Origin of the sequence: Paenibacillus sp. GCM10012306, from assembly GCF_042649265.1 — a bacterium.
Taxonomy (GTDB): domain Bacteria; phylum Bacillota; class Bacilli; order Paenibacillales; family Paenibacillaceae; genus Paenibacillus_AQ.
Genome location: NZ_JBHRYW010000007.1, coordinates 179,979 through 206,424, shown reverse-complemented (window position 1 = coordinate 206,424; position 26,446 = coordinate 179,979). Strand labels below are relative to the sequence as shown.

Below are 26,446 nucleotides of genomic sequence, written 5' to 3'. Positions count from 1 at the left end.
CTCCATAAGATATTGATAATCAATCTCAATGGTCTTTTTATGTAATGTAGCATGATTTATGAGGAAACTCTGTGATTTTCGTCATTGTTGCCTGAAGGAAAATAGCTTTACATTTTAATCTTCATTAAAGTATTATTGAACGATAATCCATGATTGCATAGTTGAAGGGAGAACGAATCGTGAAGACTAATCAGAGCAAAATCGTCGATTGCACCATCCGCGACGGAGGTCTAGTGAATAACTGGGATTTCAGCGTGGAATTTGTTCAACAATTGTACGCCGGCTTGAATGAAGCAGGTGTTGATTATATGGAGATCGGGTACAAGAATTCGCCCAAATTGCTGAAGGGTGCCGAAGGCGCCGGACCTTGGCGTTTCCTGGATGATGACTTCCTGCGCAAGGTAATCCCGCAAAAAGGCCACACGAAGCTCTCTGCGCTCGTCGATATCGGCCGTGTAGATGAGAATGATATCCTGCCGCGTAGCGAAAGCATGCTCGACCTGATCCGGGTAGCCTGCTACAGCAAAGATGTAGACAAAGCACTGCAGTTGGTGCAGACCTTCCATGACCTCGGGTATGAGACCACCATCAACATTATGGCACTGTCGAATGTGATGGAGAACGAACTGTTGGAAGCCTTCGAACTGATCAATGAGAGTGTTGTTGATGTAGTGTACATCGTAGATTCCTATGGTAGCCTGGATCACAATGATATGAAGTATCTGGTGGACAAGTTCAAGACGCATCTTCCGAACAAACGCCTAGGGGTTCATACTCATAACAACCTGCAACTGGCCTTCTCCAATACGCTTGTAGCTGCCGAGAATGGTGTGGAGTTGCTGGATGCTTCTTGCTACGGTATGGGACGTGCAGCGGGTAATTGCCCGACAGAGCTGCTCGTTACTCACTTGAAAAATACAAATTACAAACTTCGCCCGGTGCTGGACGTTGTGGAACGCCTGATGATTCCATTGCGTGAAAAAGAGGAGTGGGGCTATATCATTCCTTACATGATCACCGGTACGCTTGACGAGCATCCCCGCTCAGCCATGGCTCTCCGTTCATCGGAAGACAAGGACAAATCGGTAGATTTCTATGACAAGCTCACAACACCGGAAGTTACCTTTGGGGAAAAATAAACGGCAGCTTTCACAACAAGCACTGACCCCGTCTTGGGGAAGGTGCTTTTTTTTGCGAAATGCTAAAACCTTCTTCGTTAAAATGCAAAAATATAGGCGGAAGATTAATAGTGTCTGTCGATAACACTTTTATATTGTCGAAAGAACGCTGTAACTTTAGAGACCGATTCAACCGATATTTATACATAGGGTAAAAAAATCCATTCCATTCACTATCAGAAATAAATATAGATATTATTTTTTCGGACGCGAGGGACTTATGAGACAAGAAGAGAAAAAAACAATTCGTGCGGCCATACTGGGGGCGCTACTGTTCCTTCTGATTCAGATTTTTCATTCATCGTTAAATCTGGATGACGACTGGTCCTTACTGTCAGCGTTATACCTTATTGCTGGCTGCTGCAGTGTTGCTTTCGGGTTCGCAATTTTTGCACAGGGCTGGCTATTTTTCTCGAACAGATTGTCCAGAGCGAGACTATACGCCTCTGCGCTGTTTTTAGGAGTGTGTATCTTTGATTTCCTGCATATACTCAGCTTTGTCGGTATTCCCTGGATATCTTTCTACATAAGCTCTGATGAATCATTGTGGCTGCTGTCCGCATCGCGTCTGGCCAGTGCGCTTGGTATCCTGTTTATTTTCAGCCGAAAATCCCCTGCCGTCTCCTACTCGCATAAGAGCAGAGTGTTTCGGGTGTCTCTTATGCTCATTGTGCTGTCTCTGAGTGTATTCTTTTCCGGAAGAGCGATTTTCCCCCAACTTCTGATGGATGCCAGTGAAAGCACATTGAAACAAATTGTGGATATTGCCGTACTTATCCTCTATCTGATCGGCGTTGTCGCCATACTCTTTCCAGACAAGCAGGAGAAATCCGCATCCTTGTTAATTATTATCCGAGCCCTGATTTTCTTCGCTCTTGGGCAAACATTCTATATGTATCCTCTTCACCTTGGCGATGTGGACTATCTGTTCGGGATGATTTGCAGCGCAGTGGCCTATTATTTCCTGCTTACCGGGATTTATCGGCTAACGATTGAGGAGCCCTTCCATGAGAAACAGCAGATTGAAGCCCGCATTAATTATCTGGCCTTTCATGATGACCTGACGGGCTTGCCCAACAGACGCCGCCTGATGCAGCGTGTAGAAGAAATGATCAAGAACACGAACAAGGACGAGGAAAAGAGTCTCTCCGCAGTCGCTATTTTGAATATTAATCATTTTAAGAATATTAACGACTCTCTGGGCCATTTTGCCGGAGATCTGCTTCTGCAGATGGTCTCACAGCGTATCGGCTCCGATGCTAGGCACCATGAAGAGCTCTTTAGTATGGGAGCAGATGAGTTTGCTTTTCTGATGAAGGAGAGAGACAGCCTGGAGGATTACCTGGTTCGGGCCAGGGAACTGCTGGGGCTGTTTGAGACGCCGGTTAATCTGGAATCGAGTGAATATCATATTTCGCTAAGTCTGGGATTGAGCATTTACCCGGGGGATGGAGAGACGGCTGAACAATTGATCCAGAATGCGGATACGGCCGTGCATAATGCCAAGGAGCAGGGCGTAGACATCCGGCGTTACATACCGGCTATGCAGATGAAGGCCAAGGAGCGCTTAAAGCTGGAAAATGATCTGCGGAGAGCGCTGGAGCGGGACGAGTTCTATCTGGTCTATCAACCACAGGTACAGCTAGAAACGGAAGAAATTGTGGGGATGGAGGCGCTGCTGCGCTGGAATCACCCCAAGCGCGGGCTGGTCTCCCCGGCCGACTTCATCCCGATTGCTGAAGAGAGTGGGCTCATCGTGCCTATAGGGGAATGGGTGCTGCGGACTGCCTGTCTGCAAAATAAAAAATGGCAGGAGGCCGGCTACCGGCCCATCTGCGTATCCGTTAACTTGTCGATGCGCCAGTTCCTGCAGCCTAACCTAGCTGGCAAGATCGGCGGCATTTTATCAGACATTGGGCTGGACCCAAGTTATGTTGATCTTGAGATCACGGAGAGTATGACCTTGGATAAGGAGACAGCATTTGAACAGTTGAAACGGCTCAAGGAGCTTGGTGTGTTCATCAGCATAGATGATTTCGGCACAGGCTATAGCTCTTTGCATTACCTCAAGAATATGCCGATTGACCGGCTCAAGATCGACCGCTCCTTCGTGGCTGAAGTGATGGAGGACAGCAACAATGCGGCGATCGTCTCAACCATTACGTCCATGGCCCACCACCTGAAGCTCAAAGTCACCGCCGAAGGCGTCGAGAATGAGGAACAGCTACAATTCCTGCGCCAGCAGCGTTGCCATGAGGGGCAGGGCTTTCTGTTCAGCAAGCCGATCCGGGCCGCGGAGTTCGAGGTCTCTTTTCTCCAGTCTCCTATGCTGGGTTTGCCGCATTGATTCCAGGAATTTCAACTTAGGCAAATCCAAGTATTGCATTTCGAGCTGAAGAATGATAAGATATCTCTTGTATTCAATTTCATTGCGGGTGTAGTTCAATGGTAGAACTTCAGCCTTCCAAGCTGATAGCGTGGGTTCGATTCCCATCACCCGCTCCAACATTTAAATAACCCAAACCCTTGCACTGCAAGGGTTTTTTTGTTGCGTATAAGGCGACATTTACTATATATTTTATTCCAATGGGGCAGAAAATGGGGCTAAGTTAGAACATTGTGAATTGTGGTCTTCAATGCTTTTATCAGATACTAATCCGCTCTCTGGTTTCAACCGGGGAGCTTTTTTATTGATAATGTACATTCCAAAATATAGTATAATGAGGAGTATAAGGATGGAGTTTAGGGGGAATCTAAGGTGCAGTATATTATCTATATGGATGAATCAAATGATGAAGGACCTAGATTTGGGAACTTTTATGGTGGGGCCCTAGTTCGATCTCATGATAACCAATGGGTGACTGAAATCTTAGAAAATAAAAAACGTGAGTTAGGTTTAAATGGTGAAATTAAGTGGCAAAAGGTCACACTGCAATATGTTGAAAAGTACATTGCTTTGATGGATACTTTATTTGATCTTATACAAGAAGATTCTGTTAAGATTAGAATAATGTTTACACAGAATTACTTTGAGGCGATAAACCTTTCAACTGAGCAGAGAACCAAAGAATACCAAATGCTATATTATCAATTTTTCAAACACGCATTTGGCTTAAAGTACTCCAATCCAACTTCTTTAGAAGATTTATCATTGCGTATTTATTTTGATGAATTACCTGTTTCCCCGAAAGATGCCTCTGAATTTAAGGACCACATTGAAAGAATCCAATTGACCAGGGAATTTACAGAAGCAAAAATTAGAATCAGAAAAGAGGATATCACAGAAGTCAAGTCACATAACCATGTATTAATGCAATATATGGATGTGGTTCTTGGGTCAATGTATTTTAGACTTCACGATTTTCATAAGATTATACCAGAAGGAGAAAAAAGAAGGGGAAAGAGAACCGTTGCAAAAGAGATGGTTTACAAACATATAAACAACAGAATACGAGGAATATATCCGAATTTTAACATCGGGGTTTCAACTGGATATAAGAACATTGAGGACAGGTGGAACCATCCATACAGACATTGGCTTTTCATCCCTAATGAACACAGAATTGCTCCTAAGTATATAAAAAAATAAACCCCATCTCTCCTACATAATTGGCCTAAGTGGAACTTAAGCGTTCGGAGAAGACAGGGCTTCTGATACATTAAATATATACCCAAAAAAGCCTTATTGCAATACTGGCTGATGAATTTTATTGGGATTAAGCAAATTTATTAGCAACTTATCCAATAATTATCCACAAAATAGTATAGTCTAGAATGAGTTTTTTATACCCGAAATTACAATTCCCTCGCTATGATAATGACTTTATGACAGCTAGCTTAGCCCAGTCTAAGGTTGAGTCCTGTATTAACATTTGAGGGATCTTCATCACTTATGAAAGTAATAGCACCGATCGATGTAAGCACTTATTAAATACAAAATAAGAAAAAGGGCTTGTAGCTAGAGGGCAAGCTCTTTTTGTGTACATATATTTAAAGTTAGAGCTATCTAATGTCATTTTTCTGTGGCATAACTGTCGTCTGATATGTCCTTAATTTTAAGGGTTGTCGTACTTATTTTAGTACTTATTTTCTTTCCCATTGGAAAAACTTTAAAATAGGGCATACTTCATTGTGGCTTTACAACAAGGTTTCTCTAGACCCACTCGCTATTTGTCTGTTAAGTTTTACTTAATCCTGGAAAAAAGGTTGTGAAGCTCTTGAATGGCTCGAAGACTGCTTTCCTATCTGTGCTTAGCAATACCTTTATCGTTTCTTTAAAACTTGTCATCGGAATAGTTACAGGTTCGGTAGCCATTATCTCGGAAGCGATCCACTCTGCGCTGGATTTAGTTGCTTCGTTGATTGCGTTCATCTCGGTGCGAATATCAGGGCGTTCTGCGGATAAAGGTCACCCTTATGGCCATGGCAAAGTAGAGAACATTTCAGGCACAGTGGAAACATTACTTATTTTTGTAGCTGGGATCTGGATTATTTATGAGTGTGTTCATAAAATAATGAATCCGACGGAAATCGAATTCCCCTTCCTGGGCATCCTTGTTATGGTTATCGGGGGCGGTGTCAATTTTGTGGTTTCTCTGAAAGTTAAAAAGAAGGCTGAAGAACTTCATTCTGTTGCGATGAAATCAAATGCACTGCATCTGCTTACTGATGTCTTCACATCTTTGGGGGTTGCATTCAGTTTATTATTGGTTACCCTCACGGGATGGACGGTACTGGACCCAGTGATCGGGATTGTTTTGGCCATTTATATCATGAGAGAAGCCTTCAAGCTGCTTAAGGAATCATTTCCTCCTTTGATAGACGCGCGATTAGCAGAGGAAGAGGAGAAAGAAATCATACTTCTCATTGAATCCTTCAAAGGGAGATATATTGAGTTTCATGATTTTCGCACCCGCAGGTCGGGTCCGGAAGAGTATGTGGATTTTCATCTGGTGATCCCATCCATGATGGATGTTAATACTGCGCATCAGCTATGCGATGAAATTGAACAAACCATTAAAGCAACATTTGTACGTGCCCAGGTGATGATTCACATTGAACCAGAACATGAGAAGTTGGCAAGCCAACCGTTGTAAATTCAGCAGATCCTGCCAAGATTAATCCTCATTCAATTGGATGTCCTTCAGGATATAATCCCAGCTATCATAATCATTCATGTCCTCAGGGACTTCCAAGACACAGATGTTGTCAATATTCCAATTGATCTCTCTAACAGACTGGAGGTCGGGTACAGGATTCAGAATTAGTACGGTGAAGCTGTTTTTTTGCAAATACTGAGACAATACCTCGCGAAGCTCTACCGCCTGTTCATAATGACTGGCCCATCTGACGAATAACGTGCTCTGGCTTCTCGTTAAGCGGTCCCAGAATCGTGAGATACGAAAATTGAGTTTGGCTTTATACGATGGATAGGAGGCAGTCCAATCCGTACCCTCAATGATCGGAAAATCATGGACGGAGATAATATTGTACTGTGTGTCTTTGATAAAATAGGATTTTACCGGAGTGTTCTCATTTCCCCCAGGATAAATAGGTGCTCCATCATCCAGCAGAAAATGGGTATCCTCTAGCATGTGCAAATTTTCGAACTCCATAAAGCTCTGAAACTTGTTTCTATAAAGTCTGTTCACATCACTCAACGAAAACGAGATCATCCAGTCGAGAGGCATGGCGAACTTCCTTAGATTGTTTCTTCTGAGATTTATAGCAGGTGCACAGGACATCCCTAAGCTGACGATTAAATCATAGCTTTTTTTAACCTCTTTTAGTTTCATGTAATCACCCTGTTCTAATCAGATTCTATCCATTTAGTAAGTTATATGTTTGCATGCTCTGAATGGATTGGACAGGGAAGTAGAGGATATCGCTATTTACATATTGTCCCAGAAACGCTAAAATAGAATTCTTGAATGCATCACAATCACACCCTGCCAACTAAAGGAATGAATTTAGGAGCTATACGATGAAAAATAAATATTTAACCCTGCTTATGGCCTTACTTACTCTAGTGCTGGTCCTCGGTCAACCTGGTTATATTGATGCCCAGACTAATAACGTAATTGATAGTAAAACCCGAGATAGACTGACAGAGCAATATGGACTTGAGCAGCCAGAAATTTCGCATAGTAGTGGAATTGATATTGGAATAAGTGATCCTGTCCCGTTCTTCATTACCATATCTAAAGTCGCTGTGAATCCATATGCCTTTATGGTCCAAAAGCTTATCCGTCATTGGGTTTACTGAGAAGATGAGCTCCTAGCGCTATTACATAGGTTCATTAATTATCAGGTTATCGCAAAAAAGCCCGGCCTCCTTAAATGGGAGGTCGGGCTTTAACGTAATTGTCTTATACTGTTTTCAAAAACTCAACAATGGTCAGCAGACCTTTATCGAAGTTCTCCAGGTTAAAATGCTCATCCGGTGCATGCAGATTCTCGTCGTCGAGACCAAAGCCCATCAGAACCACTGGTGCTTCCAACACCCGAGCGAAGCTCTCCATGATTGGAATGGAGCCACCGTCTTTGGTGAACAGCGCACGGGTTCCGTACACTTTGCCATAGGCATCGGCTGCGGTTTGCAGGATTGGATGTGACGGATCACTGTTGAAGGCGCGTGCCTTCTCCATTTGCTTCACATGTACCTTCGCGCCAGTTTGAATATTGGCTTTTAGGTGAGCCTCGATGACATCGAGGGCATGCTGTGGATCTTGGTCACCTACGAGACGGCAGGTGATTTTGGCATGTGCTTCTTTAGGGATAACCGTCTTGCTGCCTTCGCCTTGGAAACCGCCGTACACGCCGTTCAGTTCAAGCGTAGGCCGAGCGCCAATCCGCTCTACGAAGCTGTATCCTTCTTCGCCATATAGCGAATCCAGTCCAAGTCCTTCTCTGATTTTGTTCTCGTCTACGCCCTGCTTGGCGAACTCTTCGCGCAGTAGCGGGGACAATTCCGGAACGCCTTCGTAGAAGCCTTCCACCGCGACACGGCCCTTATCGTCATGCAGGCTAGTCAGCAGCGATACGAGGGCATGCAGAGCGTTCGGAACGCCACCACCGTACGAGCCGGAGTGCAGATCGGTCAGAGCAGTCGTTACAGTGACTTCCAGCGAGCAGAGACCGCGCAGTCCTGTGCAGATGGCCGGGCGACCGCGCTCCAGCAGTGAGGTATCGGAGACAAGCACAGCATCTGCTGCGAGCTTCTCTTTGTTAGCTTCGAGGAATGGCGGCAGATGTGCACTGCCGATCTCTTCTTCGCCCTCGATGCAGAGCTTGATGTTAACCGGGAGGGTGCCTTCTTCCTTCAGGATGGCCTCAATCGCTTTGATGTGCAGGAAGACTTGACCTTTATCGTCTGTTGCCCCGCGGGCAAACAGCTTGCCATCCCGGATTTCCGGTTCAAAAGGTGGGGTCGTCCACAGATTCAGCGGATCTACCGGCTGTACATCATAATGGCCATAGACCAGGATGGTCGGCTTGCCCGGCGCATGAAGGTAATCGGCATATATGACAGGATGTCCGGCAGTGGGATGCAGCTCGATGTTCTCCAGCCCGGCCCGTTTCAATGTATCCAGCAGCCAGTGTGCCGCCGCCAGAACATCATCCTTGTGCGCAGACAAGGCAGAGATGCTTGGAATGGTAAGCCACTGTTTTAACTCGTCGAGATGAGCGTCCCGGTGAGTTTGAAAATAAGATTCGTACGACATAGTGATATGTACCTCCTTAAAATGTATGCCCGCACGACGGGCTTAAGGTCTAGCCAGAGGGTCATTGAACCGAGAGTCTAGTCTTTACTACCGTTCTTAGAATGCGTGCTACAGGAAACATTATACTGGAGAACGCCAAAGTGAGCAAAAAGGATTGCAAAATGGAGCCAGTCCCTCCCGTTTTCCTTGATGTAGCGCCGCTTGCCGCTTCTCTCCCGATTGTTGATTACTAAGCAGTAACCATGATAGACTGGGTAAACCTAATAGGCGAAGTGCTGTACAAGCTGCAAACTGCAAGCTGTATGGAGGTAACCGGAACGATTATATGAACAGAGGATGGGACGATTTTGCATAAAGAGGTTAAAACACCTGCATTTATCTATACTTACGCTAGCTCGGTGGACGAAGAATCCCTATGTGAGATGGAGCTGCGCTGCTTGTTTGGGCAGAACGTGGGCCCATCAATTTTTGCAAGCGATATTGAAGTAGACGTCAGCCGCAGTCCTTTTGTTAAGGAACGGATTGATGTGATGTATGCGGGTGATAGTCTGCCCGAGATCTATGAACAAACTGAACAGGTGCAGGTTGGGGAGAAGACGTTTAAAGTTATTTTCGTCAAGACCAACGATCTGACGGCTGAGAATAAAATCGAATATGATGCGCGCAGAGGAATTGAGCGGGAAATTGGCCTACGCATTGAAGGCGAAGCGGATGTGAACTCTCCGCAGTTGGTATATGGCATTGTGACCTTGGGCGGGCGCTGGTACTTCGGGCCTTACCATAAGAATAACGCGGATTGGTTCCGTCATATGAAAAAACCTCGCAGTTACTCCATTGCGCTCAGCACACGTGTGGCCCGGGCAGCCATTAACATGGGTATTCCAGATCCGCAGGGCATTAAGGCGATTGACCCTTGCTGCGGAATAGGTACAGTGATGGTAGAGGCCCTATCTATGGGTATCGATATTGTGGGCCGGGATATCAATCCTATGATTGCCACTGGAGCTAGAACGAACATCGCCCATTTTGGATACAGCAGTGATGTTACCTTGGGGGATATCGCCGATATTCAGGAACACTATGACTTTGCATTCGTAGACATGCCTTATAACCTGTATTCCAGCATTACACCCGAAGAACAATTCTCCATTCTGACCAATACCCGGCGAATTGCCGACCGTGCTGTGATTGTGGCGATTGAGGCTATGGATGAAATGATTACGGATGCCGGATTTACGATCAAGGATCGTTGTATTGCCAAAAAGGCGGGCTTTTCCCGTCACATCATGCTCTGCCAATAGACTGTACCTTGCGGGGGAATCTAAGGAGAAGAGGGATTATTCATGGAACAGAAATGGTTATCCTGGGCTAAAGAAATTCAGGCGATTGCACAGACGGGTCTTGCTTATGCCAAAGATGTGTATGATGTAGAGCGTTATCAGGCGCTTCGTGAGCTAAGTGTGGATATTCTGGCCAACTATTCTTATGAGAGCAAAGAGAAAATCAGGCTGTCTTTCGCAGGAGAGGAAGGGTATTGTACGCCCAAAGTGGATATCCGGGGTGTAGTGTTCCGTGAAGACAAGATTCTGCTCGTCCGTGAGAAGCTGGATGGCAAATGGGCGCTTCCCGGCGGCTGGGCGGATATTGGTCTATCCCCGAGTGAGGTGGTCGTTAAGGAAATTGCTGAAGAAGCGGGCTTTCAGACCGAGGCAGTCCGCTTACTCGCCGTACTGGATAAAAAGTTTCATCAGCATCCTCCGGAACCTTACCATATCTACAAGTTGTTCATCCTCTGCCGAATTACCGGCGGTGAGGCTGCCGTAGGAGTGGAGACCAGTGGGGTCGCTTTCTTCGGGGTAGACGAGTTGCCAGAGCTTTCGGAAGAACGGAATACGAAGACTCAACTGCAGACTATGTTTGAATACTTGCAAAATCCCGACAAGGCAGTCATTTTGGACTAGGGGTCATGCATATAATGTATGAATTCCCGGTGTGCAGGCGTTTCGAATGCCGGAAAAAGTGGTTAATATCCATTATGTAAGCACTTACAATTTTAAAGCCCGCTGAGCCTTTATATCTAAAAAAAGATTAAAATTTTTACTTTTTGGGCCAGGCGGTCTACATTTTTTCCTCTGCTGTGACGATAGATATTTTAGGAGGGGATCGCATGGAACAAGAAGAACTGAGACTTCCGTTGCAACAGGAGGGTGTGAAACGTCCTGCGGAAGGCAATATCGCTACCGGGCTGTTGTGGGGCCTTCTGATCAGCATCCCGCTATGGATTTCGGTCTTTGGCTGGATTATGGGCATTTGGCGTTAGAACCAGCACAAAGTACACATTTATTCTATAACTTTAGCCGCATATAACAAAGGCTGCACTCTTCGATTTGAAGAGGCAGCCTTTTTGGTGTTTTTAGAGGGTGGGGGATGGCGAATAGACAACTTTAAAGTTCTCACACAGGACCATTATCCCGGTGTCAAAAGCTACATTCCAGAAATCTGCCTCCCGAGAGAAGAAATCCTCATGGACAGCACGCCAATAGTCCAGTGTTCTGTCGCCTTCACCTTCCGTAAAGGCAAATTCCTCACCAACCTCGTTAAAGGGTAGAATGTCCACCTTCGTGGTTAGAATCACCGCTTTCGGCTGGCCCAGCCCGTTCAGGAGAATGGCGTGGTCGCCGACGTGAGGCGGCGTTCCCCCTTCCAGCTCATACATTGCATAGTTAGAGGATGTTCCTGTCTTGATTCCCCGCAGCACGAGGTCCAGGAGCTCGTCAGCCATCTCCGGGCTATCACCAAAGGCCCAGGCCACATAGTGCTCCCCAGCTTCGGGATGTACGCGGAGGTATTCTTGCCAAAATTGCTCGATTTGTTCAGTGTTATTCATAGTATTCACTCCAGTTGTTATATAGGGTCTTCCCGCGGGCCAAAAGATGGGGGGAAGACGGCTTTCTCACAGCCGTCTTTTTATCGCATCTTATCGTATCTATCGTAAATCGCATTTTATCGTATCGTATCGCATCTATCGTATATCGTATATCGTATCTATCGTAAATCGCATCCAATAACGCTCTGCTTCAACGCTTGGGTTCAGCGTCTCTTTCTCACATTAAATACACGTGTGCTCCCCGGCGCGTGCCAGATGCAGCCAGCTGCTGTGTTACTCTACAGCACCTTCTGCGGCTTCCATCCAGGCGGAGTAGAGCTCATCCAGCTTCTCCTGCGCAGCATCCCTCTCTTGCTGAAGCTCTGTTAGCACAGCTGCATCGTTGCCGATTAGCGGGTCCATCATCCGGGCATCGATGTCTCCGAGCACCTGTTCCGCAGCAGCGATGTCCTGTTCCCAGACAGCTTGAGAACGGGTAGGGAGAGAAGAGCCCCAGCCTCCGAATTTCTTCTTCCCGGAACCTTTAGCTCTGGCACCACCTGTTTGTGATGGAGCCAGGCGGGAGCCAGCGTGTTTGCCGGAAGTACTGGCATTCTTATCCGTTGCTCCAGTGACATTATTGGATGAGGAACGGGTAGTATCCGTGGATGCTGCTCCAGTACCATTTCGCTGTGACGAGCCAGCAGCATTCTTTCCTGTTGCCGTAGCGTCTTGCTGTGACACACCGGCAGAGGCCGCTAATTCAGCCTGCTTTTCTTTATAGTATTCATAGTTCCCCTGGAAGGCATGGAATCGGCCGTTTTCAATACACCACAACTTGCCGAAGCAGCGGTTGATGAAATATCGGTCATGGGAGACGGCCAATACGGTACCCGGGAATTCCTCAAGTGCTTCTTCCAGCGCTTCGCGGGAATCGATATCGAGATGGTTGGTCGGCTCATCGAGAATCAGCAGATTCGGACGACGGTGCATTAGCACTGCGAACCGCAGCCGGGTCCATTCGCCGCCGGACAGGTTCGCTATGTCTTTGAACACATCGCTTCCGAAGAAGAGGAAGCGGGCCAGCTGCCCGCGGGCTTCGCCTTCCTCAAGTCCCGCTTCTTCCCGGAAATACCGGAGGACAGATTGCCCGCCGTCCCCGGGAACGGCCTCCTGAGCGAGATACCCGACAGCGGCCCGGGAACCCAACGTACAGCTGCCGCTGTCCGGAGTTTCCTCGCCGAGCACCATTCGCAGCAGCGTACTTTTCCCTGCGCCGTTGCCGCCGATCAGGGCTGTTGTTTCACCGTATCGCAGAACTTCACTGGCATCCTTGAACAGTAGGCGTTCACCGTAAGACTTGGCAACCCGGTCCAAGATTAGCGCCTGATTCCCGGAGCGGTCATTCTGCTCCAATTGCAAATCCATCGATTTTCGCTCCAGAATCGGGCGTTTCACCTTAACCATTCGATCCAGAGCCTTTTGCATGGAGGCAGCCCGGCGGTGGAAGCTAGGGTTCGGTGGATTAGAGCGGTTGCCCCATTCAATCAGTCGTTTGATGCTTTCCTGCATTTGTTTGATTTTCTTCTGCTGTTCTTGGTAATCCGCAAACTGCTGGAGCAAGCGCGTCTCTTTTTCCTTCTGATATCCGCTGTAATTCGTGTGATAGGTGATGGCCTCACCATCTTCAATCTCTATCACCTTCTTCACCAGCGCGTCCAGGAAGTAGCGGTCATGGGAAATCGCGAGGATGGTGCCATCATAGTCCTGCAGGAACTGCTCCAGCCATTCGATGGCCGCCATGTCCAAATGGTTAGTCGGCTCATCGAGCAGCAGTACATCGGGACGGCGCAGCAGCAACTCAGCCAGGCCGACCTTGGTTTTCTCCCCGCCAGAGAGGGAGGTGAAGAGGCGGTCATACTGCTCTTGTTGAATGCCTAGCCCTGCGGACACCCGCTGGATGTTGGCTTCGATCTCATAACCGCCAGCATTCTCGAACTTTTCCTGAAGGCTACCGTATTCCCGAAGCAGCCGATTCCAGTGTGCTTCATCGGTTTCAGCGTTCAGTAGGGACATCTCCTGCTCTAATTCCCGCAAGCGATGCTGCCATTGCAACGTCTCAGCAAAGCTGCGCTGCAGAATGTCATACACCGTGTCATTTTCCTGAAAATCTTGAATCTGCGCCAGCATCCCGACAACACTGCCTTTGCGGATCGAGATTTGTCCTTGATCCGGGCGTTCAGCGCCGCTGAGCAGGTGGAAGAGAGTGGTTTTGCCACAGCCATTACGGCCGATCAGGCCGATTTTCTCGCCTTGGCGGATTTCAAAGGTAATGCTATTCAGCACGAGCTCGGCGCCGTGGTATTTTTGGACATTTTGACATTGAATAATCATAGGTATTCTCCTTTTAGAACACCCTTCATCCGCCGTTACACTAATACAAAAAGACCGCAGGGAAATATCCCCACGGTCTTGTCATCTCCGATAATTATATCCGCTCGGGTGATGGCAGGAAGGGCATCTCGCAATTGTGTAGTGTTATTGAGTTCCTGAAAATGGACAGACTTCTCCCGTTGTTGGCATTTTCATTAACGATGCCAGCCATTGCCAAAGGCAGCCGGCTAATAACACTGTTGGTCCAATTGCGATCCATCCTACCACACCCCCTTTTTTGCAATATAAGGAATTATATGTTTTACGCTATACATTGTCCTTTTATTTCTCGCTGAAACGGATACCGTCCCTTGAGAGGACGGCAAAGCCGTTTCTGCTTGCAAATTTACATTAATACTAATCAATTCGTCTGAAATAAGCAAGCCAAAAATTGCGAATTCCTGGTCATTACCTCGAATGATTGCCGAAATTTCTAATAATATGAGTATATGACGGAAGGCGGTCGTCAAATTACAGGACAGAAATGGGGAAGGGCCAATGGCGCTTTTTGACGGAATATTGGGCAATGCTTCACAGGTGGATCTGGCTGCAGTGCGCAAGGAATACGGTCAGATTCTGATCCTTGATGAAAAGATTGAGCGAGCCTACAAGCTGGTCCGGGATATGTTTATTTTTACAGATAAACGGCTCATTCTGGTCGATAAGCAAGGGATGACGGGGAAGAAAACGGAGTATCATTCCATCCCTTACAAAAGCATCTCCCATTACTCGGTGGAGACGGCGGGACATTTGGATCTCGATGCCGAGCTGTGTCTATACATTTCCAGCAGCGCAGTTCCTATTAAGAAGACGTTCAACAAAAACGTAAATATTTATGAGGTGCAGTCGGTCCTGTCGCAATATATTTTGAAGTAGTTTTATGATGGATTACGAGGTGGTAGCGGTTACGTTATTCCTGCTGGCGGCACCCCCTTATACAGTGCTTGACGTACTGCTGGGAACGTAAGATAATCGTTGGAACGAACCTGCTACTGGAGCAGGGAACCATCGGCGATATACAATTTCAAAAACGTCTGCACTTGCGGCAAAACGGCTCTTGTCTCTTCCGGGATGAGGTAGCCGTTTTTCTTAGAATACGGGCAGATCAGTTATGGGTACGCTGATAAATAAAAGAGGGGGAGATCACGATGACTTTTGAGAGAAAACCTTTGGCAGATTGTGTACCGGAGCTTGTGGCTACAGCACGTGGCGACCGGCCGGCTACGCTGGTAATTACCGGCGGCAAGCTAGTGAATGTGATCTCCGGCGAGATTTTGGATGGAATGTCTGTTGGGATACAGGGAGGACGCATCGCTTATGTGGGCAAGGATGTCTCCCATTTGATTGGTGAGGACACACAGATCATTGATGCGGCTGGAAAATATATTGCTCCTGGCCTGCTCGATGGTCACTGCCATATTGAGAGCACCCAGTTAACTGCGACGGAGTTTGCTCGCGCGGTGCTGCCGCTCGGCACGACCGGAGGGTTCTTCGATGCACACGAGATTGCCAACGTTTTCGGGTTAAAAGGCATCAAGCTGATGCTGGATGAGCTGCGCGGGACGCCGCTGGCGGGATATATGCAGGTAGCATCCTGCGTGCCAGCGGCGGGACCGGAGTTTGAGACCACCGGTGCGGCTATTGGCCCGGAGGAAGTAGCAGAAGCTTTTACCTGGGGCGAGGATGTGATCGCGCTAGGTGAGGTAATGAACTTCCCGGGCGTTGTCTATGGAGACGAGAAGATGCTGGGTGAAATCCAGGCTACGCTGCGGGCTGGTCGGCAGGTGGACGGGCACTTTACTTGGCCTTCCAGCGACTGGAGACTTCCAGTCTACGCGGCAGCGGGTGTCACGGGCGACCATGAGTGCGTGACGGCAGAAGATGTTATTGAACGCGTTCGGCTCGGCATGTATGCCAAGCTGCGCCGTGGCTCCGCCTGGCATGATGTGGCGAAGACGATCACAGCTCATACGGAGCATGGGATTGATCCGCGCCGAATCATGCTCGTGACCGATGACCGTAGCTCTGAATCCCTGCGCGATGAGGGGCATATGGATTTTGTGGTGCGTCATGCCATTGCTCAGGGCGTGAAGCCGGTGACCGCGTTCCAGATGGCGACGATCAACACGGCGGAGCGCTTTGGCGTAGCCCGGGATATCGGCTCCATTACGCCGGGTTCCTATGCCGATATTATCCTGCTTGATGGTAATCTGGCAGATGTTAATGTTGTGCTAACCATCGCCGCGGGCGTCGTAGTGGCCGAGAATGGCGCAATGACAGCGCAGCTGCCAGCTTTCACCTATCCGGCGGATGTAAGGGCTTCGGTCCACTTGGCGCAGCGTCCGAGCGCTGAGGATTTTGTGATCACAGCTCCAATAACTTCGGGAACGTTGTCCACTCGGGTCATCAAGGTTCGGGAGAACCATGTAGAGACCATCGAACGCATCCTTACCCTTCCTGTCGAGGATGGCAAGCTGCAAGTGGATCAAGGTGACGGACTGTGTAAAATTGCTGTGCTGGAGCGCCACAAGGGGACAGGCAACAAGTCGGTCGGAGTTGTGGAAGGAATCGGCTTCCATGAACCGGCGGCCATCGCCATGACTGTGGCCCATGATAGCCACAATGTGCTGGTTATCGGGAATGATGACGAGCTTATGGCCCGTGCCGCAAATGCAGTCGCTGATGCACAAGGTGGCGTAGCGGTAATCACAGCGTCTGGAGAAACCTTATTCCCGCTGGCCATCGCCGGACTGATGTCCGCCGAGCCGTTCGAGATCGCAGCTGCCCAGTCAGCGGCCATCAGCACCGCACTTTACAATGCGGGCTGTACGTTGAATTATGCCTTTATGACCTTGTCGCTGCTTGCGCTTGCGGTGATTCCGACCCTTCGCATTTCCGATAAGGGCCTGGTGCGGATTTCCCCGGAAGACGGGATACAACTGGTGCCGCTGTTTGTCCAAGATTAAATAGAAACAGTGCTACTTTAATAGAGCCATGACCCGGATATAACGGGAAAAGAGCTGCCATGAAGGGTGTTTTGCCCTACTGTGGCAGCTCTTTCTATTTTTACTAATAAGTTAGGCTGTGCTTGATCATGAAAAGGATATATATTAAACAAATATAACAAAATTGAATCATTTTCTTTGTAAAAATAGTATAAAATCATTAACTATATAAGATGAACAAAAGAAAATAACCAAAGCGAGAAGGAACGAAAGGGAAAGTTTGGAATTGTAGGCACGAAGCACTCGCCCTGAAAGCTTTTCATAGGAAAGCTAGCACTCGGAAGCATGGGCTATCGCCAGATTTCAACGGCTAGAAGCAGTATATTCCCTTCACCAGCTGTATTAACAGTGAAAAAGAGGGTCAGATACTCCAACTAAGAGCATTTTTGTACTTTATTTTTCTTTAATATTAGTGAATAGGGGAAATAAGGGCGTTATTGTATCTTATTTTTCAAAAAAAGCACGTTAGACGGGCATTATGGAAGATTTAAGGTGCAATTCTGCACTTAATCTCCACTAACCCTTAATTACAGAGGATTTAAGGTACAAAAATGCACTTAATTACACTTAGAGACTCTTATTATAAGTTCTTTTTTCTTCGCTTTGTGTATTACTTTTAAGCGCCCTATATAGTAGTGGAGGAAGTTCTTCTTATATTAGCTACTGTTAATGTGTCGGTTTATTTCAAAGTAATAAAATTAATGGCGGTTATTCAAGAGAAGGGGTGCATCAGAGATGATCAGATTAGGAACGCAGGACATTGTGGATATTGCCATGAAGCAAATTGCCGGTATTTTCAAAATGGAGCCGCTCGAGCTGAGATTTGTCAATGATTTTCAAGGGGAGAAGTATCTCCTGACCAATGACAAGCTGCACCTCAGCAACAAGCAATATTGGGCGAAGGTGATGGAATGTGTCTTCGAGGACCAGGTCAGACCTGTTCTGATGTGCGAAGTGCTATATTTTCTCCGGAATGAATTCCTGGAAAGTGAGATCAAGTTGAACTTTTCCTACGATTTCGCCGAAGGAGTGGAAGGGGAGGCCGAAGCCTCCGCAGAGATCTGTTTCAATGATTCACCTGAGCTTACACGGAGTGAAATTGCCGAGTTGATTGATGTCGCGTTGTCCATGCAGGATAAGCAGTGGTTTGATGAATTGACTGACAAATATAAGCAACTGGGCGTATAAGTATGACGTTCAGTCCATAGAGCCGTTACCGGTAGTACAAGCCGCCCTTTTTCGGATCAGAGATGATCTGCGGAAGGGCGGCTTGTGTGCGTTATCCAGCCCAGTGCATTCTGCTCCACCTGATGGGCCAGAAAGGACAGCCAATCCTCCTCGCTGTTTAGGCAAGGAAAAGCAGTGAAATTCTCCTCTTGTCCGCCGCCTGCTACGAATAACTCTCGCCCTTCTATAGCAAGCTCATGCAGGGTTTCCAAACAATCCGTTACGAGACCTGGTGAGAAAATCGCCGGTCTGCGTATTCCCCGTCCTGCCAATTCGCCAAGTACAGCTGCTGTTGCTGGTCCAACCCATTCTTCCCGTCCGAACCGGGATTGAAAAGCAAGCTGCCATTCTCCTGGTTCCCAGCCCATGGCTTCAGCCAGCAGCCTGGCTGTCTCTTTGCATTGCTCCGGATATGGATCGCCGGTGCCGGCATACCGCTTCGGAATGCCGTGAAAGGTTAGAACGTAATAATCAGGCTTGTCCTCCATCTCTTCCAATAGGCGGTGGAGATGATTTTTCATGGCCGTGATGTAGCCGGGTGCATCATAATAAGCCTCCATGAAGCGGAGGGCTGGTACAAATCGCTTGGATGCCGGACCACGTGCGCTGCGTCGCCCAAGTGCCGCAAAGGCGGCTGCATCATACATAGAGGCGGTTGTCGTTGAAGAATACTGCGGGAATAGCGGAACGATAATGATCCGTGTTATCCCTGATTTTTCAAGTTTGAGTACAGCCTGTTCCATACCCGGCTCACTGTAGGCGAGACCCAGCTCGACCTGATAGCGATTGCCCAGCAGCTGTTGCAGCCTAGCCTGCTGCGCTAAGGAATGGGTGAGCAGCGGCGAGCCGTCCACTCCCCAAATCTGCCGGTACAGCTCTGCTGAGCGGCGGGGCCGGGTACGCAGAATGATCCCGCGCAGTAAGGGCTGCCATAGCAATGGTGAATAGTCGATAATCCGGCGGTCGGACAGAAAGCGTCTCAGATAAGGGCGCACTGCTTTGGCACTAGGCTGTGACGGTGTTCCAATTTGAGCAAGAATGACCCCGATAGGTGGTTGCTTGTTCACAGGGTCGATCAACTCCCTTCGTCTTGGCATCCTGTTAAAATAGCATACCTAACACGAGTTGCACAATTAGTGTAATCATTGCAATTTTACAGCAAGCAAAAAATGTAAGATATGAGAGAGGAATAACAATGAATAGTAAATAACTAGAAAATAGTGATGTTTATTATAGGGGTTGTGATTTTATTTACAGAGAACAAGGAGAGGAGTCTGATAACATCAAGCCAGAAATTGCCGCTGAGAGGCTTTTAACTAATTATGTGAATTAATTCACCTTTGTACTAATAGACATTTTCTAATGGACGGCGGACGATTTAATTCAGGTACCGGAGAGGGGGGATGGGCTCTTATGGAGGAGGCGCGAAGTTCTTCATAAGAAAGGGATGAAAGCGCTATGATCAGATTTATTTAATAAAGAGCTACATACTACTGGGGACTTGGTAAAGGAGAATACAGATTGAAAAAACAAAAGTTAATATCATTGACTGTCAGCGCAGCACTACTGCTGTCGCCATTCGCTTACACGCTTAACATTCCCGCTCTGAACCTCAAAGTGGACGCAGTGTCTGCTGCTTCGGAGGAAGCACCAGCAGCACCTGCCAAGCCTGCGGCAACTCCTAAAGCGGAGCCTGCGGCGAAACCAACCGCTAAGCCAACGCCAAAACCAACGGTTAAACCAACACCGAAACCAACAGAGAAGCCAGTAGCAACACCGCAGCCTACTGTAAAGCCGGCAGCGACAGTCCAGCCTGCAGCATCTGCCAAACCGGTCGTGACAACCCCGGCCAAGCCTGCAGCAACAACCGGACCTGCGGCAACCGCCAAGCCTGTGGCTACTCCTGTTCCGGCTGCAACGGCTAAACCAGTGGCTACCCCTGTTCCGGCTGCAACAGCTAAGCCTGTGGCAACACCGCAGCCTGTGACTGTTCAAGAGAACGTTTATGAAGACGGGATCTATGTGGCTTACGGTAACGCCTACTCTAAAGGTACAGAAGGCGTCAAAATTGCCATCAAGGACGGCAAGATTACCGATATCGAGTTGATGAGAACTAGTCCGAGCTTGATTGACCGTGATGCCCGGTACAATTACAGCGGCGTATGGCAGGCCTATAAGCTGATGCATGAAAGACTGCTTGGCAAAACAAGAGACCAAGCCGCTGATGTGGATGCCGTATCTGGTGCAACACGGACCAGCGATGGCTGGAAATTGTCCGTGGATAGAGCTTTTGAACGTGCATTGAAGGTGAAGCCGGCCGATGCGGTGTATTTTTCCGGTGAGCATATGGGGATTGATCCAGAAAGAAAATATGCTGTATTCTCCACCTATGATGAGAACAAGCTGACAGCAGTGAAGGTATATCCACTGAACAGTGCTGGTGACATCGTGGAAGAGAAAGCTTTTACACCGGAACAGACAGCTACAGTAGCAGCGATTACGCCTGCCCTGCTGGGTAGCGGAACAGCCGCCAAACCTGTTGCCGGATTGGAAGGTGATTTCAAGGCTGCGGTCAATGCTTTCTGGGATGCGGAGCAAAATGCCAAGATTGATAATTCTTCTGCCTATATCGACGGCTTCTATTCTTCTTACGGCACAGCAAGAAGCGTTGGTGTAGAAAGAGCGGATGTAATCATTCGTAATGGCAAGCTGGTCGATGTGAAGCTATACAGACTGGGTTCCAATCTGATTGACAGAGGCAATACCGCTTATGCTGACGTTGTTAAAGCCAACGCTCCAATGACAGCAAAGTTCCTGGCAAACGGGTCTTATATCGCTAATTATGATGAGAAGGTTGACGGAGTCTCCGGAGCTACTGAGAGCAGCCATGGCTGGAATCAGGCGATTGAAAGAGCCTTCGAGAAGGCCCAGAAAGACAAGGGCGAAGAGAAATATTTTGACGGAAAATTTGCAGGTGTAGATAACAGGTCCAAAGTTCTTCTATTGGTGGATCTTGCAGGAGATAAAGTAACTGGCGTGAAGTTGAGTCTGTTCAGTGCAGACAAAAAGCTGATTGCCGACGATAAATTGACTGCCGATCAGAAATCAATCGTAGATCGTCTGACAGCGGATCTGGTGGCTAAAGGCGTTGAACTTACGGACATTGCAGGTCAGGAAGAGTTATCAGCAGCAGCAAGAGCTGCACTGACCGACGCACTGGCCAATGCGTCCAAAGAACAAGGCGCGTATAAAGATGGCAAGTTCACCGCATACGGCAACGCGTATGACAAAGGCTCCAACAGAGCAGATGTTACACTGCGCAATGGCAGAATCGTAGATGTCGCTCTTTATCGTGTAGCGATGAACCTTGTAGATAGAGGAGCAGCTGCTTACCCTGAGGTTGTCAAAGCTATTCCGGTATTGACTGAAAAGTTCCTGGCAGCAGGCACTAGAGAAGGCGCGCAAGAGGTGGATGCCATCTCAGGCGCTACCAGCAGCAGTGTAGCACTGAAGGCTGCGGTGGACAGAGCTTACGGTAAAGCGGAGATTGTAGAGAAGGAAAAGGCTGCTTATTTCGATGGGATCTTTATTGGCGTAAGTAACGATAAAACCGTTAATGTGATGGTGACCACGAAATATGGCGTTCCTGTAAAAATGATGGTGTATTATCTCGATAAAAACGGTAATACCCGCACCGAAGCTCAGTTAAACGAGGCCGAAAGAGCGGTGAAGACTGAGATTGAAGGCGGCTCAACCCAGGGTCTGCATAAGTATGGATACCGGGCGGCGGCGTTCGGAAATAATGACGCAGAAAAGGAAATATCCGCGAAGGCAGTAGAAGCGATCAAATCAGCGCTTGAAGCTGCGGGTAAATAAGGCGTAATAAATTGTTATATGGGGTTGTCCAAGGCCAGTCACGCGGTCTGGGGCAGCCCCCTTTTGGTTTATTTATTCTAGATATACTAGCCAATGAAACCCTGAATTTGGCTGCATTCGTGGTGCTTATAACTTTTGGACAAATTAGCAGGCAGACGGTAATATAATACTTTTAAAGGGATTCAGGAGGTGAGTGTCTAAGAGTAATATATACAGCAGGCCCCAGGCTTGTTATTAATGGGAGGCTTCAACATGACACTTATTAAACAACTGGCTCCACAGGATGAATTTGTCGGCTATTATATCTTGCGGGAACTGGCAGTCAAACAAACAAACGGTACTCCTCCAAAGGATTATTTTGATATTGTTCTAGGCGATTCCAGCGGACAGCTGACCGCGAAGTATTGGGATGTTAGCGTGGCGGACAAAGAAACCTTTTTTCCGATGTCGCTGGTAAAGATTCGGGGGATTGCTCATACGTATCGCGAGAAGCTACAGGTTAAGATTACGAAGATCCGACTGGTGAATGAAGCCGATGGTATAGCGCTGACGGATTTTATCCGCTCTGCCCCGATTCGGCCCGTAGATCTGATTCATACAATCAAGAATGTGATGAACAGTATTGCCGATCCAGAGATCGCTGCCATTGTATCTTTTTGTGTCGGCAAAGTGGAAGAGAAACTTACGCATTATCCGGCGGCCAAAACGCATCATCATGCCTACTTCGCCGGACTTGCCTATCATATGGTTCGTATGCTGGAGATTGGTGACTTTCTCTGCAAGCAGCGTCCGTTCCTGAACCCGGATTTGCTTAAAGCGGGTATCATTCTTCATGATATTGCCAAACCGGAGGAGATGATCTCACAGCTCGGGATCGTATCGGATTATAGCGTGCAGGGCAAGCTGATCGGACATATCTCCATGGCTTCCAACTGGATTACAGAGGCGGCGATCCGCACGGGCATTGATTTGGAATCGGAAAAGGTGATGGCGTTGCAGCATCTGGTCTTGTCGCACCATAATCTGGGTGAATGGGGAAGCCCTGTTCAGCCGCAAACGGCCGAGGCGGTGGCCCTGCATCATATTGATGCGATGGATGCCAAACTACAAATGGTAGAAGACGCGCTGGATACGACGCCTGAGACGGAGGAATGGACACCATTCATCCGGGGATTAGAGAACAAAGCGGTCTACCGGCTGAAAATTTGATAAAAGAGAACCCCCGGCGAATGCGTCGGGGGTTCTCTTTTTGACACGATAGATGAAATTAGAGAAGAGCGTTATATAAAAGAGTTCAGCGAAGAGGCCGATCTGCCAACACTGTCTTTCTTGCGCACACTCTTCTTCGGCTTTTTGGGAGCCGAGAAGGGGGTGTATCCACCGGGATACATCGTTCCGCTCGCATACCCTTGCGTGCCGGCCAGGAGCAACGGGTCATGCTGCTCTTCCTGTTCCATCAGCTTTAGCAGGATCGAAGCTGCGGCGCGGGCATCATCAAGAGCGTCATGGTGCTTGAGCGGGATGCCAAAATGCTCAGAGATCACGTTCAACTTATGGGAGGGCAGATCTCCCAGCATTTTTTTGCCCAGCACATAGGTACAGAGATATTGAAATGCGGGGTAATCGAGGTAAGCACCGTCAAGGCAATAACGCAGAACGCTCATGTCAAAAGAAGCGTTGTGGGCTACAATAATCTGTCCCTGCAGCAGTGGTTCCAGCGTAGGCCAAAGCTCGGAAAAAGTAGGCTGTCCATCTACCATAGACGGGGTAATGCCGTGAATGGCGATGTTCCAACCATCGAACCGCTGCTGCGGATCAATGAGCCAGGAGTGCTCTGCGGTGATGATGCCTCCGCGAACCTCTACAAGTCCCAGTGCGCAGGCACTGGATCTGCTAGAATTGGCCGTTTCAAAATCGATTGCTGTAAAATCCATGGGTAAAGCCCCTTTTCTATTATGTAGACGCTCCTTAACGTAGCATTGCATGTCATAGATTCAATTTTGCCAGAAAATACGTTCCGATTCAAACGCTATATAAGACGAACTTAAGAACCGAACGTAAGGCTCGGTCGTCACTACGGTGGAATGTTTGGACTTCCAGCCGCTGTTGTCCCCAGATTTCTTTCAATTGTATCGCTGTTCGCGGTTGAAATCCGGGAACAGCGTAGGCTTACGATGCTAGCTTTCCTGCGGAAAGCTTTCAGGCGGTCGCTATCGCTCCTACAGTTCCAAAATTCCCCCTTCGTTCCTCCTCGCTTTTCGTTACTTTCTTTTGTTCATCTTTATCTAATAAAAAAAGAGTATTCCACAAGCCTTGGATGGCTGCGGAGTACTCTTTTGTGTATGATGCACAGTGGTTAGTGATGTCCAGAAAAATACTTTCTGGCAGGAAAGGCAACCCTTGATTGCCAGGGCCGAAGGTACGCCTTAAGATACGGCATTCTGCCGGAATTGCAGCTGATCCAAATCCAGGCGGAAGCCCTTAACGAGATGATCCCCGTTATCAATATCTGTCTCATAGGCCCGCTGGAAGCCCAGCTTTTCATACAGCTGAATCGCCGTCGCCATCATATCGGAGGTGTGCAGATTCAGGGTACTTGCTCCAAGTTCGAGGCTGCGCCGTATCGATTCCTGAATGAGAAGGGTAGCAATTCCCCGTCCTCGAGCATTGGGAGCGACCGCTAACAAGCGGATAATGGGTGACTCGATGCCAAGCTCAGGCTTGCCGTAAGCGGCCTCTGAGGAGAGAAACAACTGCACACTGCCTACAATCTGCCCATCTATTTCGGCAATAATCCGTGCTTCAGGCAGGTCCCCGTAGGCGGATTCCCTAATGGAGCTGCTATATGCTATCCAGGCTGCTTCCGGTAGAACAGCTGCATATTGGCTGTAAGCCTCCAGCATCAATTCGGCGATAGCCTCACGATCTTGCGCTGTGGCTTCACGAACACTCACTTCATGTATATGTCCCATACGGTGCCTCCCTTGTTTGGCTACATTCTATATTGTAAAAGTAATTATAATACTAAAACCCGATAGATATAAGTGGTATTTAACAATTTTGATTGTTATATAGAAAAATTTAATTTGTAATAAAAGCAAAAATGAAAATTCGTTGACAAAAAAATAAGGGATGACTAAGATAGATACAAAATCTCTATAGGTCGTTACGGTCTTAATTCATTGTTAATCCATTGGAATAATTGAAATTGTCACAAACGTGAATGGGGGAGCTCAAATGAACATCGAAAATATTGAAGCCTTTGTCTATATCAATCATTATGGCAGCTTTAACAAGGCAGCGGATGTCCTTTTTATCTCTCAGCCTACGGTTACGGCTCGCATTCAGTCTCTCGAACGGGAGCTTGATAGCAGGCTGTTCGACCGGCTGGGCAAAGTAATCCATCTTACGGATAAAGGCAGACAATTTCTTCCGTACGCACAGCAAATCCTGCAGACCTATCAGAAAGGCAAGCATCAGCTGCAATCCAAGGGTAGAATTCCCAACGAGCTGCGCATTGGCAGTACTATATCGGTCGCCAATTATTTATTGCCACGTCTACTACCTCATCTCAAAGAATGCTATCCACATATGAACTTCAAAGTGACGACAGCCTCCACCGAGCATCTGATTGAGAAGCTGAAGTCAAAAGATATTGATCTTGCATTTATCCGCAAGGTTGTGAATCCGGCGTTTCAAGCCTACCCATTTTGTGACGATCCGATCTCTCTATATGTTCATGAAGGTCATCGTTTGGCTGGTGTGGGGCGAGCTTCGATTCAGGATATCCGCAATGAGCCGCTCGTGTTCTTCGAGTGCGGGTCGCTGGATTGGCTGCGGTTGCATCGTGTCTTTGAGAGTCTGGAACAACCGCCGAATATTTTATATCAAGTAGATAATCTGGAGACAGCCAAGAAGCTGGTGATCAAGAAAGCCGGAATTTGTTTCTTGCCAGCCCTCAGCACAGAGGAAGAAGTGGCTGCCGGGAAGCTGATTCCCGTGCAAATTGCCGAGACCGCAGGTATATCCCTGCGCACCAGCCTTATTACCTTGAATGGTGAGAACGCCGAATTCATTGCCACATTGCTAGAAGAGGGCGCGGTAAGTCCGAAGAATCAACTAATTGTATAAATGAAT

At 47.8% G+C, this 26,446-nt stretch carries 22 protein-coding genes and 1 tRNA gene; 15 read left to right on the top strand and 8 right to left on the bottom strand.

What is annotated here, in order from left to right:
* Nucleotides 1-179: 179 nt before the first annotated feature.
* The 5 genes from ACFORK_RS16815 (at nt 180) to ACFORK_RS16795 (ending at nt 6,274) form a co-directional block, all read left to right on the top strand.
* Nucleotides 180-1,139: an aldolase catalytic domain-containing protein gene (locus ACFORK_RS16815; protein ID WP_379200918.1), complete on the top strand. Its 960-nt coding sequence runs from the start codon at nt 180-182 to the stop codon at nt 1,137-1,139.
* Between the two features lie 259 nt (nt 1,140-1,398).
* Nucleotides 1,399-3,525: a putative bifunctional diguanylate cyclase/phosphodiesterase gene (locus ACFORK_RS16810; RefSeq protein ID WP_379200916.1), complete on the top strand. Its 2,127-nt coding sequence runs from the start codon at nt 1,399-1,401 to the stop codon at nt 3,523-3,525.
* 84 nt (nt 3,526-3,609) lie between these two features.
* Nucleotides 3,610-3,683, top strand: a tRNA-Gly gene (locus tag ACFORK_RS16805).
* 253 nt (nt 3,684-3,936) lie between these two features.
* On the top strand, nt 3,937-4,767 hold the full coding sequence (locus tag ACFORK_RS16800; RefSeq protein WP_379200914.1) for a DUF3800 domain-containing protein: 831 nt from the start codon (nt 3,937-3,939) through the stop codon (nt 4,765-4,767).
* Nucleotides 4,768-5,395: 628 nt separating this feature from the next.
* Nucleotides 5,396-6,274, top strand: a complete 879-nt coding sequence (locus ACFORK_RS16795) for a cation diffusion facilitator family transporter (RefSeq protein WP_379201247.1) — start codon at nt 5,396-5,398, stop codon at nt 6,272-6,274.
* 21 nt (nt 6,275-6,295) lie between these two features.
* On the opposite strand, the gene ACFORK_RS16790 is transcribed toward ACFORK_RS16795, so the two are convergent.
* Nucleotides 6,296-6,973, bottom strand: coding sequence for a DUF1796 family putative cysteine peptidase (locus tag ACFORK_RS16790; RefSeq protein WP_379200912.1), 678 nt, complete (start codon nt 6,971-6,973; stop codon nt 6,296-6,298).
* A 188-nt stretch (nt 6,974-7,161) separates the two neighbouring features.
* On the opposite strand from ACFORK_RS16790, the gene ACFORK_RS16785 reads away from it, so the two are divergent.
* Nucleotides 7,162-7,443 (top strand): hypothetical protein, encoded by a 282-nt coding sequence (locus ACFORK_RS16785; protein WP_379200910.1) that lies wholly within the window; start codon nt 7,162-7,164, stop codon nt 7,441-7,443.
* Between the two features lie 103 nt (nt 7,444-7,546).
* On the opposite strand, the gene ACFORK_RS16780 is transcribed toward ACFORK_RS16785, so the two are convergent.
* Nucleotides 7,547-8,902: a dipeptidase gene (locus ACFORK_RS16780; protein WP_379200908.1), complete on the bottom strand. Its 1,356-nt coding sequence runs from the start codon at nt 8,900-8,902 to the stop codon at nt 7,547-7,549.
* Between the two features lie 347 nt (nt 8,903-9,249).
* On the opposite strand from ACFORK_RS16780, the gene ACFORK_RS16775 reads away from it, so the two are divergent.
* The 3 genes from ACFORK_RS16775 to ACFORK_RS16765 all read left to right on the top strand — a co-directional run bounded on the left by ACFORK_RS16775 (nt 9,250) and on the right by ACFORK_RS16765 (nt 11,222).
* Nucleotides 9,250-10,203, top strand: a complete 954-nt coding sequence (locus ACFORK_RS16775; protein ID WP_379200906.1) for a TRM11 family SAM-dependent methyltransferase — start codon at nt 9,250-9,252, stop codon at nt 10,201-10,203.
* Between the two features lie 42 nt (nt 10,204-10,245).
* Complete coding sequence (locus tag ACFORK_RS16770; protein ID WP_379200904.1) at nt 10,246-10,863, top strand: NUDIX hydrolase; 618 nt, start codon at nt 10,246-10,248, stop codon at nt 10,861-10,863.
* 206 nt (nt 10,864-11,069) lie between these two features.
* Nucleotides 11,070-11,222, top strand: coding sequence for a hypothetical protein (locus tag ACFORK_RS16765; protein WP_175371189.1), 153 nt, complete (start codon nt 11,070-11,072; stop codon nt 11,220-11,222).
* Between the two features lie 93 nt (nt 11,223-11,315).
* On the opposite strand, the gene ACFORK_RS16760 is transcribed toward ACFORK_RS16765, so the two are convergent.
* The 3 genes from ACFORK_RS16760 to ACFORK_RS16750 all read right to left on the bottom strand — a co-directional run bounded on the left by ACFORK_RS16760 (nt 11,316) and on the right by ACFORK_RS16750 (nt 14,421).
* Nucleotides 11,316-11,789, bottom strand: a complete 474-nt coding sequence (locus tag ACFORK_RS16760) for an ASCH domain-containing protein (protein WP_379200901.1) — start codon at nt 11,787-11,789, stop codon at nt 11,316-11,318.
* A 273-nt stretch (nt 11,790-12,062) separates the two neighbouring features.
* On the bottom strand, nt 12,063-14,162 hold the full coding sequence (gene abc-f, locus ACFORK_RS16755; protein WP_379200899.1) for a ribosomal protection-like ABC-F family protein: 2,100 nt from the start codon (nt 14,160-14,162) through the stop codon (nt 12,063-12,065).
* 94 nt (nt 14,163-14,256) lie between these two features.
* Nucleotides 14,257-14,421: a hypothetical protein gene (locus tag ACFORK_RS16750; RefSeq protein ID WP_379200897.1), complete on the bottom strand. Its 165-nt coding sequence runs from the start codon at nt 14,419-14,421 to the stop codon at nt 14,257-14,259.
* A gap of 278 nt (nt 14,422-14,699) precedes the next feature.
* On the opposite strand from ACFORK_RS16750, the gene ACFORK_RS16745 reads away from it, so the two are divergent.
* The 3 genes from ACFORK_RS16745 (at nt 14,700) to ACFORK_RS16735 (ending at nt 18,394) form a co-directional block, all read left to right on the top strand.
* The gene (locus ACFORK_RS16745; RefSeq protein WP_379200895.1) at nt 14,700-15,077 is read left to right on the top strand and encodes a PH domain-containing protein; all 378 of its coding nucleotides are present in this window, start codon (nt 14,700-14,702) and stop codon (nt 15,075-15,077) included.
* A 272-nt stretch (nt 15,078-15,349) separates the two neighbouring features.
* Nucleotides 15,350-17,167, top strand: a complete 1,818-nt coding sequence (locus ACFORK_RS16740) for an adenine deaminase (RefSeq protein WP_379200893.1) — start codon at nt 15,350-15,352, stop codon at nt 17,165-17,167.
* Nucleotides 17,168-17,941: 774 nt separating this feature from the next.
* Nucleotides 17,942-18,394 carry an IDEAL domain-containing protein gene (locus tag ACFORK_RS16735; protein WP_379200892.1) on the top strand — a complete coding sequence of 151 codons (453 nt, stop codon included), beginning with the start codon at nt 17,942-17,944 and terminating at the stop codon, nt 18,392-18,394.
* A gap of 56 nt (nt 18,395-18,450) precedes the next feature.
* On the opposite strand, the gene hemH is transcribed toward ACFORK_RS16735, so the two are convergent.
* Nucleotides 18,451-19,500, bottom strand: a complete 1,050-nt coding sequence (gene hemH, locus ACFORK_RS16730) for a ferrochelatase (RefSeq protein ID WP_379200891.1) — start codon at nt 19,498-19,500, stop codon at nt 18,451-18,453.
* A gap of 454 nt (nt 19,501-19,954) precedes the next feature.
* Here hemH and ACFORK_RS16725 point away from each other — a divergent pair, with 454 nt between their 5' ends.
* On the top strand, nt 19,955-22,309 hold the full coding sequence (locus ACFORK_RS16725; protein WP_379200889.1) for an FMN-binding protein: 2,355 nt from the start codon (nt 19,955-19,957) through the stop codon (nt 22,307-22,309).
* 252 nt (nt 22,310-22,561) lie between these two features.
* The gene (locus ACFORK_RS16720) at nt 22,562-23,518 is read left to right on the top strand and encodes a 3'-5' exoribonuclease YhaM family protein (protein WP_379200887.1); all 957 of its coding nucleotides are present in this window, start codon (nt 22,562-22,564) and stop codon (nt 23,516-23,518) included.
* Nucleotides 23,519-23,589: 71 nt separating this feature from the next.
* On the opposite strand, the gene ACFORK_RS16715 is transcribed toward ACFORK_RS16720, so the two are convergent.
* Both ACFORK_RS16715 and ACFORK_RS16710 read right to left on the bottom strand, forming a co-directional pair.
* Nucleotides 23,590-24,243, bottom strand: a complete 654-nt coding sequence (locus ACFORK_RS16715) for a 3'-5' exonuclease (protein ID WP_379200885.1) — start codon at nt 24,241-24,243, stop codon at nt 23,590-23,592.
* 492 nt (nt 24,244-24,735) lie between these two features.
* A complete protein-coding gene (locus ACFORK_RS16710) occupies nt 24,736-25,281 on the bottom strand; it encodes a GNAT family N-acetyltransferase (protein WP_379200883.1) in 546 nt (181 codons plus the stop codon).
* A gap of 265 nt (nt 25,282-25,546) precedes the next feature.
* Between ACFORK_RS16710 and ACFORK_RS16705 the strand changes: the two genes are divergently transcribed.
* Nucleotides 25,547-26,440, top strand: coding sequence for a LysR substrate-binding domain-containing protein (locus ACFORK_RS16705; RefSeq protein ID WP_379200881.1), 894 nt, complete (start codon nt 25,547-25,549; stop codon nt 26,438-26,440).
* Nucleotides 26,441-26,446: the final 6 nt, after the last annotated feature.

Excerpts from the sequence above, each read along its gene's own strand:
- abc-f (WP_379200899.1), bottom strand. The coding sequence starts at position 14,162 with ATGATTATTCAATGTCAAAATGTCCAAAAATACCACGGCGCCGAGCTC.
- ACFORK_RS16740 (WP_379200893.1), top strand. The coding sequence starts at position 15,350 with ATGACTTTTGAGAGAAAACCTTTGGCAGATTGTGTACCGGAGCTTGTG.
- ACFORK_RS16810 (WP_379200916.1), top strand. The coding sequence starts at position 1,399 with ATGAGACAAGAAGAGAAAAAAACAATTCGTGCGGCCATACTGGGGGCG.
- ACFORK_RS16710 (WP_379200883.1), bottom strand. The coding sequence starts at position 25,281 with ATGGGACATATACATGAAGTGAGTGTTCGTGAAGCCACAGCGCAAGAT.
- ACFORK_RS16785 (WP_379200910.1), top strand. The coding sequence starts at position 7,162 with ATGAAAAATAAATATTTAACCCTGCTTATGGCCTTACTTACTCTAGTG.
- ACFORK_RS16790 (WP_379200912.1), bottom strand. The coding sequence starts at position 6,973 with ATGAAACTAAAAGAGGTTAAAAAAAGCTATGATTTAATCGTCAGCTTA.
- ACFORK_RS16715 (WP_379200885.1), bottom strand. The coding sequence starts at position 24,243 with ATGGATTTTACAGCAATCGATTTTGAAACGGCCAATTCTAGCAGATCC.
- ACFORK_RS16770 (WP_379200904.1), top strand. The coding sequence starts at position 10,246 with ATGGAACAGAAATGGTTATCCTGGGCTAAAGAAATTCAGGCGATTGCA.
- ACFORK_RS16780 (WP_379200908.1), bottom strand. The coding sequence starts at position 8,902 with ATGTCGTACGAATCTTATTTTCAAACTCACCGGGACGCTCATCTCGAC.
- ACFORK_RS16720 (WP_379200887.1), top strand. The coding sequence starts at position 22,562 with ATGACACTTATTAAACAACTGGCTCCACAGGATGAATTTGTCGGCTAT.
- ACFORK_RS16760 (WP_379200901.1), bottom strand. The coding sequence starts at position 11,789 with ATGAATAACACTGAACAAATCGAGCAATTTTGGCAAGAATACCTCCGC.
- ACFORK_RS16735 (WP_379200892.1), top strand. The coding sequence starts at position 17,942 with ATGATCAGATTAGGAACGCAGGACATTGTGGATATTGCCATGAAGCAA.
- ACFORK_RS16765 (WP_175371189.1), top strand. The coding sequence starts at position 11,070 with ATGGAACAAGAAGAACTGAGACTTCCGTTGCAACAGGAGGGTGTGAAA.
- ACFORK_RS16705 (WP_379200881.1), top strand. The coding sequence starts at position 25,547 with ATGAACATCGAAAATATTGAAGCCTTTGTCTATATCAATCATTATGGC.
- ACFORK_RS16750 (WP_379200897.1), bottom strand. The coding sequence starts at position 14,421 with ATGGATCGCAATTGGACCAACAGTGTTATTAGCCGGCTGCCTTTGGCA.
- ACFORK_RS16745 (WP_379200895.1), top strand. The coding sequence starts at position 14,700 with ATGGCGCTTTTTGACGGAATATTGGGCAATGCTTCACAGGTGGATCTG.